A 15,462-nucleotide genomic window follows, 5' to 3' on the forward strand; every position below is an offset into this window, starting at 1 on the left:
TGCTCCTAACGAAAAGGGCGGCCAAAAGACCGCCCTTCAGAAAATTCACTCGGCCCCGATCAGATCGCCAGATACTCGTGGCGCAATTGTTCGTTGTCGAGAACCTCTTTGGCGGTGCCGTCAAACACCACCTGCCCCGTATCAAGGATCACCGCCCGATCCGCGAGGTTCAGCGCGGCGACCGCGTTTTGCTCTACGATGATCGTCGTCATCCCCTGTTCGCGGATGTGGTGCAGGGTCTTTTCGATCTCCTGTACGATCACCGGCGCCAGACCTTCATAGGGTTCGTCCAGCAGCAGGAGCTTGATATCCCGCGCCAGTGCGCGCCCGATGGCCAGCATCTGCTGTTCGCCCCCTGACAGGGTTGTACCCTCCTGCTTGCGCCGCTCCCCGAGCCGGGGGAAAAGGTCGTAAATGCGGTCAATCGACCAGCCTATCGGCTTCTCGATCTGGGCCAGCTGGATGTTTTCTTCCACCGTCAGCCCCTGAATGATCCGCCGGTCCTCGGGAACAAGTCCGATACCCGCCTGCGAGGCCTGCCATGCCTTCATCTGGTGCAGGGGCTGGCGGTCCAGCCAGACCTCACCGTGGGTCAGCATGGGATCATCCAGCCGCGCCAGCGCCCGCAGGGTCGAGGTTTTCCCCGCCCCGTTACGCCCCAGCAGCGCAAGAATTTCGCCTTCGTGGATATTCAGCGACACGCCCTGCACGATATAGCTCTCGCCGTAATAGGCGTGAATATCATAGGCCGAGAAATAGGCCGGCGCGGTGGCTGCGTGATTTGCGTTCTTTTCCATAATGTCATGCACCCCTTAATGCGCCGTACCAAGATAGGCTTCCTGAACTTTCGGATGGCCTTTGATGTTTTCAGGCAGGTCTTCGACGATCACCGTCCCCTGTGCGAGCACCGAAATCTTCTGCGCCAGCGAAAATACCACATGCATATCATGCTCGATAACACCCATCGTGATATGCCGCTTGTCCTGAATTTGGGCCAGCAGTTCGATCGTGTTGTTGGTATCCGCCCGCGCCATCCCTGCTGTAGGTTCATCAAGCAGTAGCAGCTTGGGGTCTTGCGCCAGACACATGGCCATTTCCAACCGCCGCTTGTCCCCGCGCGACATGGACGAAGCGATCATGTCACGCTTGTCGATCATGTTCACGTCGATCAACATCTGTTCGGCCTTTTCGCGTATGTCGGTCTGTCCCTGCACGCGGGACAGTGCGTTCAGTTCAAATGCGCCGTCCCGTTTGGCGAAACAAGGGATCATCACGTTTTCAAACACGCTGAGGTCGGAGAAGATTTCAGGTGTCTGGAAGACGCGGCTGACTCCGATCTGGTTGATCTCATGCGGCTTCTTTCCCAACAACGAGTGACCATCAAAGGTCACCGTGCCCGTGTCCGGAACCAGCTTGCCGACAAAACAGTTCAACAATGTCGATTTGCCTGCTCCGTTGGGGCCGATGATCGCGTGGATCGTGCCTTCCTCGATGTTAAGATTGACGTTCTGCAACGCTTTCAAACCGCCAAAGGATTTGTTCACGTTCTGGATTTCAAGAATTCCCATAAATCCAGCCCTCCTTATTCGCCAGCCGGGGCGTATTTGCCCTCGGTGTCTTTTTTATTCTTGTCGCCACTGAACCGGTCACGAATGCGGGTTGCACCTTCCATAAGGCCACCGGGCAGGAAGATCACAATCAGCATGAACAACAGACCCAATGTCAGGTGCCAGCCGGAACCGACGAAGTGCTCGATCACCCAGATTAGACCGTTCTCGATCCCGTCCGGCAGGAAGCCGAACCAGCCGTGCAACACACTTTCATTAATCTTGGAGAAGATATTCTCGAAGTATTTGATGAAACCTGCACCCAGCAGCGGACCAAGCAGCGTACCTGCACCGCCAAGAATGGTCATCAGAACCACCTCACCCGAAGCTGTCCATTGCATCCGTTCGGCCCCGGCCAGCGGGTCCATGGAGGCCATCAGTCCACCGGCCAACCCAGCATACATGCCCGAAATCACAAAAGCGGCGAGCGTATAGGGGCGCGAATTCAGACCTGTGTAGTTCAGACGTGTCTGGTTGGTCTTGATCGCCCGCAACATTAACCCGAAGGGAGAGCGGAAAATCCGCATGGACAGATAGAAGGCCACCAGCATCAGCACCGCGCAGAAATAGTAGCCGACGTTAAAGGAAAACGACCACGCACCGATATCCAGATCAAAGGTCGAACGCATCTCCAACCCGAAGAAATGGGTCGCATCCGGCCCGTTGCCTTTCAGCCATTGCGGATCGTCGTTATAGACCTGCAAGCCGGTTTCCCCGTTTGTCAGCGGTGTCAGCACCGAATAGGCCATGGCAAAGGACATCTGGGCAAAGGCCAGTGTGAGGATCGAAAAGTAGATGCCGGAGCGGCGCAGGGAGATAAACCCGATGATCACGGAAAACAGCCCTGCAACAATGACCGACAGGATGATCGCCGGCACGATGTTATAGCTGAGAAGTTTGAACATCCAAACCGCCGCATAGGAGCCTGCCCCCAGGAAGGCCGCATGGCCGAAGGACAGGTATCCGGTCAGGCCGAACAGGATGTTGAAACCGATGGCAAAGATGCCGAAGATCACAAACCGCTGCATCAGGTCGGGATAGCCCGCGTTGAACTGCGCCATCGCACTGTCTGCGGGAAACGGGTTCATGATGAACGGGGCGAGTGCCGTGACACAGATCACGAAGATGAAAAGGCCGGTGTCTTTTTTGTTCAGTCCAAGCATGGGATTATTCCTCCATCACGCCTCTGCGTCCCATCAGACCACGCGGGCGGGTCAACAGAACAATAATTGCAACTAGGTAGATGATGATCTGGTCAATGGACGGCAGATAGATGGCTTCAAAGAAGCTTTTGACCTCGTTCATTGCGGCGAAGCTTTCGAGAATACCCAGAAGGAAGCCTGCCAGTACCGCTCCGGGAAGGCTGCCCATGCCGCCGACCACGACGACCACAAAGCTCAGCACCAGAAAATCCATACCCATGTGATAGTTCGGGCTGTTAATCGGCGTGTACATCACACCTGCCAGACCGGCCACAGCCGCCGCGATCCCGAATGTCAGGGTAAAACGGCGGTCGATGTTAATGCCAAGCAGACCTACGGTTTCGCGATCTGCCATACCGGCCCGCACCACCATGCCGAATGTGGTGAATTGCAGGAAGGCGAAGACCGCGCCGATGACAAGGGCCGAGAAGGCGAAATAAACCAGACGCCACAGCGGATAAATCACTGCATTCGGGTCAAAGCCAAGCAACACGCCGAAATCGAAGGAACCGCGCAGCGCATCAGGTGCGGGTGTCGGGATCGGGTTTGCGCCGTAGTAGTGTTTCACGATTTCCTGAATCACAATCGCCAGACCAAAGGTCACAAGGATCTGATCCGCATGCGGACGCTTGTAGAAATGTTTGATCAACCCGCGTTCCATAATGTAGCCAACCGCCAGCATCACCGGAATCGCGAACAGAATGGCCAGCGGGACGGACCAGTTGATGATCAACTGGCCGGTGGCCTCTCCGAACAGGGATTCCACATAAGGTGTTTTCACCTCCATCGGGTTGCCCAGAAAATCCTTCTTTTCCGGATCAATGCTGACAGAGCTGATGGTGAGGATTTTTTGCAAGGTAACGGCGCAGAATGCACCGATCATGAACAAGGCACCGTGCGCGAAGTTCACCACGCCCAGAGTGCCGAAAATCAACGTCAGGCCAAGGGCGATCAACGCATAGGCGGAGCCTTTGTCCAGTCCGTTCAGAATTTGCAGGAGGATTGCGTCCATAGTCCCGCCCTTCTTCTATATCGAGGGATGTATTGTAAAAGACCACGGCAATTGGCTTGCCGTGGTCCTGTTCAGCATCAGGCTACACTTACGCGCCCGGATTGCATTGACCCAGATCACCACCGGCAAACATCGGATGGTCAGGGGCGTATTCAACCTGCTCGCGCGGGGTAACTTCCACAACTTCCAGAAGGTCGAACTCGGAGGTCGGGTTGTCTTTACCCTTCACAACCAGAACGTCCTTGAAGCACTGGTGGTCCTCGGCGCGGTACTCGGTAGCGCCATTGCCCATACCATCGAACTGCAAGCCTTCCAGCGCTTCGGCAATGCCACAAGGGTTGAACGTGCCGGCGGTTTCCGCTGCGTTGGCATAAAGCAGGGTCTGCACGTAACATGTGTGCGCAGCCTGGCTTGGCGGGAAGCCGTATTTTGTACCAAAGGATTTAACAAACGCTTTGGAGGCTTCGTCCTGCAAGGACCAGTGCCAGTTGGTGGACCCGAAGATCCCCTTCACGTTTTCACCCGCACCACGAGCCATCAGACGAGAATACAGTGGAACAACGATTTCGAAGTTCTTGCCGTTTACCTGCTTGTCCCGCAGACCGAACTGCACCGCAGAGGTCAGCGAGTTCACCATGTTGCCGCCGTAGTGGTTCAGAACCAGTACATCCGCTCCGGAGTTCAGAACCGGTGCCACATAGGACGAGAAGTCCGTTGTCGCCAGCGGTGTCAGAACATTCTTGACGGTTTCCCAGCCCTTGGCCTCGGTTGCCGCAGCGATGGATTCCTGCTGTGTCCAACCCCAAGTGTAGTCCGCTGTCAGGTGATAGGCCTTGCGGTCCTTGCCGTACATTTTCTCAAGCACTGGGGCCAGCGCAGCGGCAGACATATAGCCGTTGAAGAAGTGACGGAACCCGTTGGCTTTCTTGTCCTTGCCGGTTGTATCGTTGGAATGGGTCAGACCGGCCATGAAGATAACGCCAGCTTCCTGACACAGCCCCTGAACCGCAATCGCCACGCCGGAGGACGAACCACCCGTGATCATGACCGCGCCATCTTTTTCGATCATGGACTTCGCAGACGCCCGCGCCGCATCGGATTTGGTCTGTGTATCGCCGGTGACGAATTTCACCTCTTTACCCAGAATACCATTCCCCTTCAGCGCGTTTTTGCTGCCGTTGGCGGTGAAGGTATTCATCATACCGCCGTCGCCACCGCCGTTGAGGTGTTCGACCGCAAGTTCGTAAGCGCGCAGCTCGTCCGCGCCCTCATCCGCATAGGGACCGGATTGCGGCACGTTAAAGCCCAGCGTCACGGTACTGCCTTGGGGTGCATTGCGATAGCCGGCATGGCTTTCCGCAGTCAGGATCGTCGGCATCGCGATACCGGCCCCTGCCAAAGCGCCGGCCTGAATGACACCACGCCGTGTTGGTTTAATCAGAGTCATAGATTTCCTCCCAATGAACTCAATTTTTTGACCGACCCGTGCATCCTCCCATGGACACGCGCCCGGACACGAAGTCAAATAATTGACATTGGCATCTTCCCGCCGATCCGTTAAAAACACAATAAACAGTTGCTTTGGTTGAATTTTTTTGTAAAGTTTTTCTCGACGCAATGCAGCATTTTGTAAATTTAGTGACCGATCTTCCCGCAACGTAAAGCAATCAAAGGAAAAAAATCCTGCCCAGAACCCTTATCGGAACCCGCATCAGAGAACGCCGTCAGACCCGCAAACTGACCCAGACAGCGCTGGCCCGTGCTGTGGGGATTTCGGCGAGCTATCTCAATCTGATCGAACACAACCGGCGGGGAATCGCGGGCCGGACCCTGCTGTCCATCGCGCGGGAACTGGACCTGCACCCTTCCGAACTGACCGAAGGCGCCGATGCCTCACTGATCAACGCGCTGACCGAAACGGCCAAAAGCCACAGCTCAATTCACGCCGAGGTGGAGCGGATCGAAGAATTCGTCGGACGCTATCCCGGCTGGGCAAAACTGCTTAGCGAACTGGCGCGGATCAGCCGCGAACAGCGCGAGACACTGACCGCGATGACAGACCAGATGGCCCATGACCCGTTTGTGTCAGAGACGATGCACCAGATCCTGTCCAACATCACCGCGATCAGGTCCACCGCCAGCATCCTTGCCACAGAAGGGGATATTCCGGCGGATATGCAGGCCCGCTTTCTCGCCAACCTGCACAGCGACAGTCAACGCCTGTCCGAGACCGCCCAGAAGATGGTGGATTTCTTCGACCATGAAGCCAAGTCCGACCCGAGCGGACCGGCAACAGCTGTGGCGCATGATTTCTGGGCGAGCCATGATCATGTGCCCCCGCCCGACATCAACCCAGACCTGAAAACCGGCCCCCACGACGCACCGGTCCTCCACAGCACGCTGGAACGGTATCAGTCGATCCAGAACGCGATCCCTGCCGAGGCCTTTGCCAGCACAGCCGGAAAACACGGCTTTGATCCTCTCAGCCTTGCGCAGCATTATGACACCAGCGTCATGGCGATCCTGTTTCGCATGGCACAGATGCCTCCGGACATGGGATTTCCGGTCTTCGGATTGATCGAAGTAGACATGTCCGGCGCGGTTCTTATGCGTAAACCCACCCCCGAACTTGCGCTGCCGCTCTATTCCTCGGCTTGTCCGCTCTGGCCGATCTACCGTGCTTTTGCCCAGCCCGGGCAGATTTTGCGCGCCACACTGGAAATGCCGTCAGGGGACCGTGTCCTGACTTATGCGCTGTCCGAGCCACTTGATCACGGCGGTTACGATCTGCCTGCCCTGCTGCGCTCAACCATGATTTTCAGCGCCGACAATCGCGTCATGACACAAGCGCCGACAGCACCTGTGCTGGCCGGTCTTCATTGCAGCGTCTGCCCGCGAAAACACTGCGACGCGCGGCGGGTGGATTACATCCTTGCCTAAAACCACAGGCTTGCCGTAGTTTCACCAAGCTGGCAGTTGGGAGGCTGTCTGCAAAACAGTTGGGAGGCTGTAATGCACGAACGGGTGTTATTGATCGAGGACGAACCCCATATAGTAGAGGCGCTCAGCTTTCTTCTGACACGGGAGGGGCTGTCTGTCAGCACCCATTCCGATGGCAGCAATGCCGCCGAAACCGCCGCGCGGCTGACACCGGATCTTGTGATCCTTGATGTTATGCTGCCGGGCAAGAGCGGTTTTGACATCCTCAGCGAAATTCGCGGAACGGAAGGCATGGCCGACACGCCGGTATTGATGCTGACGGCCAAGGGACAGTCCCGTGACCGCGCCGCAGCACAGGCCGCCGGCGCGTCTATGTTTATGACCAAACCCTTTTCAAACCGCGAAATCGTGGCCAATATCAAAGCCCTGCTGGAATGATCCCTGCTGATGGCTGACCGGACCAAACGCCCCACCCTCCCCAGCCGTCCGGGCCGCCGGTTTCGAGATGCGGCCACCTTGTTGCCGGTGGTGGGCGTGGCGTTGCTGATGACACCTGTGATGACGGTATTCACCCGCGCTGAAAGTCTGTTCGGCCTGCCCACCCCTTTTGTCTATGTGTTCAGTGTCTGGGCCGGATTGATCCTTCTGGCCCTGTTCCTCGCCCGTCGCGCACTGCGGATCAACATCTCCAAATGATCAGTTTCAATGTCCTTGTCTCAATCTGCCTACTCTATGTGCTCGGGCTGTTTGCAGTCGCCTATGCTGCGGAACGCTGGGCTGAAACGGGACGCTTTGCGATCCTGCGCTCTCCGCTGGTCTATACACTGTCGATCTCGGTTTATTGCACCGCATGGACGTTCTACGGCGCGGTTGGATCGGCAGCGCGCAACGGGCTGGAGTTTGTGGCGATTTACCTTGGTCCCACCCTTGTTTTTGTCGGCTGGTGGTTGCTGTTACACAAACTGGTACGGATCGGGCGGGTGCAGCGTATTACCTCTATCGCGGATCTCTTGTCGTCCCGATATGGAAAGAGCGGCGGAATGGCGGTTCTGGTCACTGTGCTGGCCGTGGTGGGCACCACTCCCTATATTGCGCTGCAATTGCAATCCATGACGCTCAGCTTTGCGGTATTTACCACCGCCACAGGAGCACCCGCGCCTTCCCCGACGGTGACCGCATTTTATGTGGCGGCGGGGCTGGCGGTATTCACCATCATCTTTGGCACCCGCAATCTGGACGCAAACGAGCGTCATCACGGTGTTGTCACCGCCATCGCGGTTGAAGCCGTCGTAAAGCTGGCGGCCTTGTTGTCTGTTGGTATTTTTGTCGTTTGGGGCGTTGCGAACGGCCCTGCTGATATTTTCGCGCGGATGGACCCCGAGCTTTTACAAAGCAGCCAGGTGTTCAACACGCGCTGGCTGACGCTGAATTTCCTGTCTGCCTGCGCCATTATCTGCCTGCCGCGCATGTTTCAGGTCATCGTTGTCGAAAATGCGAACGAACGGCATCTGGCAACCGCAAGCTGGGCCTTCCCGCTTTACCTTTTTCTGATGAGCCTGTTTGTCCTGCCTATCGCCATCGCTGGACAATCCATTCTGGCACCTGATGCAAACCCCGATCTGTTCGTTTTGACTGTGCCGCTGGATCAGGGCCAGCAGACGCTCGCAACGCTGGCATTTCTGGGTGGATTTTCGTCGGCCACTTCGATGGTGATTGTCGCTTCAATCGCACTCTCCACCATGGTGTCCAACCACATCGTCCTTCCGCTCTGGCTGCGGATGAACGCCAGCCGTAACCCTGCGAGCGACGATGTGCGTGATCTGCTTCTCCGCTCCCGCAGGCTTAGCATCGCGGTCGTTGTCGCGCTCGGCTATGTTTATTTCCAGTTTAATGGTGGCACCGGCGCGCTGGCCTCTATCGGGCTGATTGCCTTTCTCGGGGTGGCTCAAGTGCTGCCTGCCCTGCTGGGCGGATTATTCTGGCACAGCGCCACCCGCCCCGCCGCAATTGCCAGCATATGCACCGGCTTTTTCGTCTGGGCCTACACACTGTTCGTGCCGAGCTTTGGTGGCGCGGCCCTGATGGGGCCGGAAACGCTGGCAAGCGGCCCCTTTGGCATCCTTTGGCTGGCGCCGCAAAACCTGCTGGGCGTTGGCATCACCGATCCGCTGGTCCACGCGGTGTTCTGGTCTTTGGGGCTGAACACACTGGTCTTTATCACAGTGTCGCTTCTGACCACGCCCAGCGCAATAGAACGCCTGCAATCTGTCCAGTTCATCAATGTGTTCGGTCAGGTTTCCCCCCGTCGCGGTATTACTCGAAACACAACGATTGAGGACCTGCTGGTTCTGGCCCAGCGTATTCTGGGACGAGAGGAAGCAATGGCCCTGTTCAAAGCGCAAGCGCGGCATCAGGGAAAGGACTCTCCCCTGCCCGATGCCACCAACGAACTGATCGCCACACTGGAACGGGAGATTGCAGGTTCGGTCGGTGCTGCTGCGGCCCATGCGATGATGGCACAGGTCACAGGCGGCGCGGAGATTTCGTTTGAAGACATGATCGCCGTTGCGGATGAGACCGCCCAGATCATGGAATATTCCGCACGCCTTGAAACCCAGTCGAAAGAGCTTGAACAAGCAGCAGCGCAGCTTCGCCATGCAAATGCAAAACTGACGGAACTGGGTGCGCAGAAGGATACGTTTCTCAGTCAGGTCAGTCACGAGTTGCGCACGCCAATGACCTCCATCCGCACGTTTTCCGAAATTCTTCAGGACGGCGATACGCTGGAACCTGACCAGCTCAACCATTTTGCAACCATCATCCACAGCGAAAGCATCCGGCTGACACGGTTGCTGGATGATATACTCGATCTCAGCTTTATGGAAAACGGGCGTGTGCAATTGAACCTTGAAACCGTTCCCTTGCAAAACATCATTGATCGCGCCCTTGCGACCACACAGGCTCAAGCCAACGAACTTGGCGCGGTAATCCGGCGAGACAAGACGGCCGAACAGATCACGCTTTATACCGATGCGGACAGGCTGTCCCAAGTGTTGATCAATCTGGTGACAAACGCATTGAAACATTGCGGAACCACCCCGCCCGAGGTCAGTGTGCTAAGCGGACTGCACAACGGCAAGCTGGTGATTACGGTGGCAGATAACGGCAAGGGCATCAGCGACGATGACATTGACCTGATTTTCGAGAAGTTCTCCAAACTGTCAAAGAAGTTCACCTCCGGCAGCGCCGGACTTGGCCTGCCGATCAGCCGTGAAATTGTAAAGAACCTTGGCGGCACGCTGGTTTATGCGGGCAACAGTATGGGGGCGGTTTTTCGTATCACGCTGCCGCTCGCAGCGAGTGAGACGCCGATAACCGCCTGAAACTGACGCCTCAGTTCATCGTCTCTGCAAAGGCTTTGCGCGCGGCTTCAAACACCGGAACAATCGGGCGGGTCACACCGTTACGATCCGCCAGTATCCGCCCGTTGTCACACAGATGTATCGCGAGACGCGGGTTAATCCCCACATCATCGTAATGAAGCGCACGCTGTTCGCTGATCCAGCCTTTGCGCTTTACACCCCGGAATACCTGCAAAACCCGGTTTATGGCCTGAAGGGTTGCAAAGATCTCCAGATAGGTTCGATAGGCGTCCCAGCTACGGGTTTCCCCCCGCCCAAATTCCTGACCGATAATCGACAACATCGTATCCGCCGGAAGTGGCCAGTTTTCATCCGCAACAAGCCACGCAAAATCTTCGGCACCGTGGCGCAATCCGGCATATTCAAAATCGAACCAGCGGATTTTTCCCGCTTCATCGGTTGCCGCATTGCCCGCCCTGCAATCCCATTTGATAAAGCGCCGTTCTGGCGTCTTTACAATCTCGGCCAATGCATCCTTGTCATACTCCGGTACCGGTTGCCCCAGCTTTTTGGCCACACGTGCAGGATCATTCACAAACATCTTGATCCAGCCGGACCGCATAAAACAGGATTTCAGGTCCTGCGGCAGGCTGGACGCATTCCCTGCTACATGTACATCAAACAGGGAGCGAACCGTATTAACGGCAACGTCCTCCCACTCGGAGGGGTCTTGCAGGCGGACGTATTGCCCCAAGCGATGCTGCCCCACATCGGTCTGGAACATTACATCCCCGTCCATGGCCAGAAATCCTGCACAGGATGATGTGTGCTTCGTCAGTTGCTCAAGGATATGTGCCTCGGCTTTGGTCTCTTCCAGACTGTCACGCCGTGTAGCGATGATTGTCTCGTCGGCAAAAACGATCCGAATGCTCCCGCGCTTTCGTCCGCCCGGTGCAATGACTTTCAAGACACGCTTGTCAAACAGACGCTCTGCCCGTTGTGCGATGTCAACTCCGTTCCAGATTTGCTCTACCATAATGACTCTGTCGAATAAGTTCGGTCCGCGCTGTATGGGCAGGGTTTAAGTCGAAATTGTGGCAAATGCTGCCACATTTACTCGCTCAACCCGCCAAAAAATGCGAATCACATTCTCCTTTTGCATTTTGCAATAGCCTTATGGCCTTGAGGTTTAGCGCTATTGTCCACGATTGAGAGACAAAGAAGCCCCCTCAACCCCAATGTTCCCAAAAAAGGCAAAAAATATCGAAATGTGGCGAAATTTGTTCAAAATCGGGCAAAATTGGACGGTTTTCCTTGAGTTTTGATCCGAGTGCTGTGTAACTGAACAAGAGAATTCGCGGCGCATCAGGAGTCCATCTGTTCGGAACCGGCGCTGCTTATAGGATATTTTCATTTTTCGCCGGAGCGATACCGGTCGAACCAGCATGATGAGTGGAGTTTGTAATGAGTGATGTAACGGGCGTAACTAAAGACGACAAAACTTATTGGGCTGCCGGAACCGGTGGCACAGGTACTGGCGGCACTGGCACAGGCGGCACAGGTACTGGCGGCACCGGCACAGGTGGAACGGGTACTGGCGGAACCGGCACAGGTGGAACGGGTACTGGCGGCACCGGCACAGGTGGCACAGGTACTGGCGGCACCGGCACAGGTGGCACAGGTACTGGCGGCACCGGCACAGGTGGCACGAAAACGGCCGGCCCGGTAGACGGCACCAGCGGCGATGACATCATGCTGCCCGGTTATGTTGACGACCAATGCGACACAATCGACGGCGCAGACGGCGACAATGACGTGATTTACGCCTATGCAGGCAACGATATCGTTGATGCGGGCAAAGGCGATGACACCGTTTACGGTGGCAATGGCAATGACACCATTGCCGGCGGCACCGGCAGCAACATGCTCTATGGTGGCAACGGCGACGATGTGTTTGTCGGCGGTTCCGGCAAAGATACCTTTGAAGGTGGCGCAGGTCAGGATAACCTCGACTACTCCAGCAGCGGTTCTGCTGTAACTGTCGATCTTTCTACAGGTTCCCTCTCGGGTGGAGATGCGGATAACGACAGCATTACCAGCGGCATCGACGGTGCCATCGGTTCTGATTTCGACGACACACTCATCGGCTTTGATCAAGAGGGCAACTCTTCCTCTGATACGTTCACGAACGAGTTCTTCGGCGGCAAGGGCGACGACTACATCGAAGGCAAAGGCGGCGACGACCGTCTGTTTGGTGGCGAAGACGACGACGAAATCTTTGGCGGCGGCGGCGCAGACATCATTGAAGGTGGTGAAGGTGTCGACAATCTCTTCGGCGGTGCCGACAGGGATACGTTCAACTACAGCTCTGCAGAAGAAGCCATCGGTGATCATGTAGACGGCGGCAGCGCAGGCGACGATTACGATACGCTCGACCTGTCCAATGTCGGTCACTACAAAATTATCAACGAGACTGTCGATGCGGATGGCAACTCCACATCTGGCACGGTCCAGTTCATCGACCATCCGGGTGGTTCTGTCACCGGCGAGATGACCTTTACCGAGATCGAGAATATTCTCGACACGACTCCTCCGCCCTGTTTCACACCGGGCACGCTGATTGCAACCATGCAAGGCGAGAAGCCGGTAGAGATGCTCAAAGTCGGGGATCGGGTGATCACGCGGGACAACGGCGCTCAGGAAATCCGCTGGATCGGTGCCAAGCCGATGACAGGGATGGAACTGCAAGCCAACCCCCATCTGCAACCGGTTCTGATCCGCAAGGGCGCGCTTGGGAACGGTCTGCCGGAACGGGATATGCTGGTCAGCCAGAACCACCGCCTGCTGGTGAACAACGCCGAAGTCGGCCTGCTGTTCAACGAGCCGGAAGTGCTGGTTGCTGCCAAGCATATGGTGAATGACAACAAGGGCATCTCATTGGTCAGCGCATCGCAAGCCACATATGTGCACTTCATGTTCGACCACCACGAGGTTGTCCTGTCCGATGGCGCATGGACCGAAAGCTTCCAGCCCGGCGATCAGGCTATGGCCAGCGTAACAGCAGAACAGCGTGACGAGATCACGGAACTCTTCCCTGAACTCGCATGCGCACAGGGACGCGAAGCCTATACCTCTTCGCGGCTGTCGCTGAAGGCCTTCGAAGCCAAGATGTTCAAATAATCCGAGATAGCCCGCCCAGTATAAAAATGCAGGGCGGGTTTTAAGTGACAAGCCGTTCCGGCCTGCCGGAGCGGCATATTTGACTCACTTACGCGTAGGCCCGCCCGGTTGATCCGAGCGGGCCGTCGTCGTCTTCAGACACCGGTTACACGATCAGGAGTAGTTCGGCGTACGTTTTTGCATTATTGCAGCCACTGTTTCGGCAAATTCGGGCGATCTAAGCTGTTCTACAAAAACCTTGCCCTCTGCTGCCATCTGCGCCGCGACCTGTTCCCGTTGGTTCCGGATCAGGGCTTTGGAGCGTTTCAGCGCCACTGGCGCGCTTGCTGCGATATGTAGCGCAATCTTGCGGGTTTCCGCCATAAGATCGCTATCCGCGAACACACGGGAGACCAAACCGTAGTCGTGTGCTTCCTGCGCAGTCAGCTTGCGCCCGGCAAGAAGGATATCATTCGCCACAGCCATGCCAACCGAGGCCGACAACAGCATTGAAGACGCTGCCTCCGGCACCAGTCCCAGCTTGACGAAAGGCGTCTCGAATGTGGCCGACTCTGCGGCGTAAACCAGATCACAGTGCAACAGCATCGTCAGCCCGACGCCGATGGCCGGTCCGTTCACCGCAGCAATAACCGGCTTGGGACAGGTGGAAATCCCGTTCAGAAACCGTCCGACTGGCGGGATGTCATCGTCCCGGTCGGACATGGAGAAGTCCTTCAGATCGTTACCGGCAGTGAAATAATCCTCTGCGCCGGTCAGGACCAGTGCGCGCACTTCTTCCTGTGTCGTATATGTCTCCAGCGCATCGGCCATCTTGCCGTACATGGCCTGCGTGATCGCATTGCGCTTGTCCGGCCGCGCGATGGTCACAGTGGTCACACGATCCTCGGTGTGAACGGTGATATGGTCTGTCATGGAACTATCCTGTCTTTACGCGCCCCGAAGGGGGCGGGAATGGCAACCGGCATACGCAGCGGGACAGTCCCGCTGGCATGGGCGCTGAAATCCTAATCCGGTTCATTTTCGCTCACAACCCGCCTGACTGCACGTCATCCGGCCCCGTTTTAAAGTTTTTTCCCGAATTACTGGCCATTTTCAGGCAAAGCACCAACATCTTAAGGGATTTGACCTTGCCAAGACCGGCAATCTCGCAATGATCGCGCGAAACAGCGAAGGGCCTGCCATGACACGTATCATCGAAAATCTGTCCGAAATTTCTGCCAGCTATGACGCGGTGTTCTGCGATCTCTGGGGCTGCCTTCACAACGGCCAGCGCCCTTTTGCAGAGGCCGTGCGCGCCCTCGAAACCTTCCGCAACGGCGGCGGTTTTGTCCTGCTGCTGACCAATTCGCCCCGCCCTAAACATTCGGTAGAGACCCAGCTGGACGGGATCGGCGTGGCCCGCGACCTCTATCACGAAGTGGCCACCAGCGGCGACAGCGCCCGCGCGGCTTTGGCCTCGGGGCATTACGGCACCAATGTTTTCCACATCGGTCCGGAACGGGACCTGCCGTTCTTCGCCCCCGATCCCGAAATTCCCGGCCTCGAAAATATCAACCGTGTGCCGCTCGATCAGGCAGAAGCGATTGTCTGCACCGGTCTTTATGACGACCAGACCGAAACACCGGACGATTACGCCGCGATCTTTCTTGAGGCAAAAAACAACGGTCTGGATCTGCTTTGCGCCAATCCTGACATTGTGGTAGATCACGGCGACAAGCGGATCTACTGCGCCGGCGCGCTGGCAGCAGAATACACGGCACGGGGCGGCACCTCCCATTACTTTGGCAAACCCCACCCGCCGATCTATGATCTGGCCCGCCGCCGCCTTTCCGATGCCGCAGGGCGCGAGATCGAAAACCGCCGCATCCTTTGCATTGGTGACGGTATCCACACGGATATTCTGGGCGCCATCAACGAGGATATGGACAGCCTGTTCATTTCCGGCGGTCTCGCAGCCGAGGAGACAGCCACAGCGCCCCAGCCAGATCCGGAGAAACTGGACGCCTTCCTGACCGCCCACAGCCTCAGCCCGACGGCCACCATCGGCCACCTCCGGTAATTAAGTTACAAAATACGCGACAAAACCGCACAAAAGTTGCGCAAGCATCTTGCCTGAAACCGGATTTCAATCTAGTCAGGCAGGATCACAGCGACAGGAT

Annotated in this window: 13 protein-coding genes; 6 read left to right on the forward strand and 7 right to left on the reverse strand. The window is 56.7% G+C overall.

Annotated elements, in window-relative coordinates; translation table 11 throughout:
• Nucleotides 1-59: 59 nt before the first annotated feature.
• The 5 genes from C0U40_RS10285 to C0U40_RS10305 all read right to left on the reverse strand — a co-directional run bounded on the left by C0U40_RS10285 (nt 60) and on the right by C0U40_RS10305 (nt 5,268).
• The gene (locus tag C0U40_RS10285) at nt 60-797 is read right to left on the reverse strand and encodes an ABC transporter ATP-binding protein (RefSeq protein ID WP_101655685.1); all 738 of its coding nucleotides are present in this window, start codon (nt 795-797) and stop codon (nt 60-62) included.
• Nucleotides 798-812: 15 nt separating this feature from the next.
• Nucleotides 813-1,568: an ABC transporter ATP-binding protein gene (locus C0U40_RS10290; protein WP_101655686.1), complete on the reverse strand. Its 756-nt coding sequence runs from the start codon at nt 1,566-1,568 to the stop codon at nt 813-815.
• A 14-nt stretch (nt 1,569-1,582) separates the two neighbouring features.
• Nucleotides 1,583-2,770, reverse strand: a complete 1,188-nt coding sequence (locus C0U40_RS10295) for a branched-chain amino acid ABC transporter permease (RefSeq protein WP_101655687.1) — start codon at nt 2,768-2,770, stop codon at nt 1,583-1,585.
• Between the two features lie 4 nt (nt 2,771-2,774).
• Complete coding sequence (locus tag C0U40_RS10300; RefSeq protein WP_101655688.1) at nt 2,775-3,821, reverse strand: branched-chain amino acid ABC transporter permease; 1,047 nt, start codon at nt 3,819-3,821, stop codon at nt 2,775-2,777.
• A gap of 88 nt (nt 3,822-3,909) precedes the next feature.
• Nucleotides 3,910-5,268: a substrate-binding protein gene (locus C0U40_RS10305; RefSeq protein ID WP_101655689.1), complete on the reverse strand. Its 1,359-nt coding sequence runs from the start codon at nt 5,266-5,268 to the stop codon at nt 3,910-3,912.
• Between the two features lie 263 nt (nt 5,269-5,531).
• Here C0U40_RS10305 and C0U40_RS10310 point away from each other — a divergent pair, with 263 nt between their 5' ends.
• From C0U40_RS10310 to C0U40_RS10325, 4 genes are all read left to right on the forward strand, one after another.
• Nucleotides 5,532-6,761, forward strand: coding sequence for a helix-turn-helix domain-containing protein (locus C0U40_RS10310; RefSeq protein WP_286134907.1), 1,230 nt, complete (start codon nt 5,532-5,534; stop codon nt 6,759-6,761).
• Between the two features lie 72 nt (nt 6,762-6,833).
• Nucleotides 6,834-7,199 carry a response regulator gene (locus tag C0U40_RS10315; RefSeq protein WP_101655691.1) on the forward strand — a complete coding sequence of 122 codons (366 nt, stop codon included), beginning with the start codon at nt 6,834-6,836 and terminating at the stop codon, nt 7,197-7,199.
• 9 nt (nt 7,200-7,208) lie between these two features.
• A complete protein-coding gene (locus C0U40_RS10320; protein WP_219619779.1) occupies nt 7,209-7,457 on the forward strand; it encodes a hypothetical protein in 249 nt (82 codons plus the stop codon).
• Complete coding sequence (locus C0U40_RS10325; protein WP_101655692.1) at nt 7,454-10,144, forward strand: sensor histidine kinase; 2,691 nt, start codon at nt 7,454-7,456, stop codon at nt 10,142-10,144. The genes C0U40_RS10320 and C0U40_RS10325 overlap by 4 nt, the downstream gene beginning before the upstream one ends.
• 10 nt (nt 10,145-10,154) lie before the next feature.
• Here the strand turns inward: C0U40_RS10325 and C0U40_RS10330 are convergent, their stop codons facing one another.
• Nucleotides 10,155-11,159 carry a hypothetical protein gene (locus tag C0U40_RS10330; protein ID WP_101655693.1) on the reverse strand — a complete coding sequence of 335 codons (1,005 nt, stop codon included), beginning with the start codon at nt 11,157-11,159 and terminating at the stop codon, nt 10,155-10,157.
• 428 nt (nt 11,160-11,587) lie between these two features.
• On the opposite strand from C0U40_RS10330, the gene C0U40_RS10335 reads away from it, so the two are divergent.
• On the forward strand, nt 11,588-13,303 hold the full coding sequence (locus C0U40_RS10335; RefSeq protein ID WP_286134896.1) for a Hint domain-containing protein: 1,716 nt from the start codon (nt 11,588-11,590) through the stop codon (nt 13,301-13,303).
• A 153-nt stretch (nt 13,304-13,456) separates the two neighbouring features.
• Here the strand turns inward: C0U40_RS10335 and C0U40_RS10340 are convergent, their stop codons facing one another.
• Complete coding sequence (locus C0U40_RS10340; protein ID WP_101655694.1) at nt 13,457-14,215, reverse strand: enoyl-CoA hydratase; 759 nt, start codon at nt 14,213-14,215, stop codon at nt 13,457-13,459.
• A 268-nt stretch (nt 14,216-14,483) separates the two neighbouring features.
• On the opposite strand from C0U40_RS10340, the gene C0U40_RS10345 reads away from it, so the two are divergent.
• On the forward strand, nt 14,484-15,362 hold the full coding sequence (locus C0U40_RS10345) for a TIGR01459 family HAD-type hydrolase (protein ID WP_101655782.1): 879 nt from the start codon (nt 14,484-14,486) through the stop codon (nt 15,360-15,362).
• The last annotated feature ends 100 nt before the right edge of the window (nt 15,363-15,462 follow it).

The sequence above is a fragment of the Neptunicoccus cionae genome (genome assembly GCF_002860325.1).
Classification (GTDB): domain Bacteria; phylum Pseudomonadota; class Alphaproteobacteria; order Rhodobacterales; family Rhodobacteraceae; genus Amylibacter; species Amylibacter lutimaris.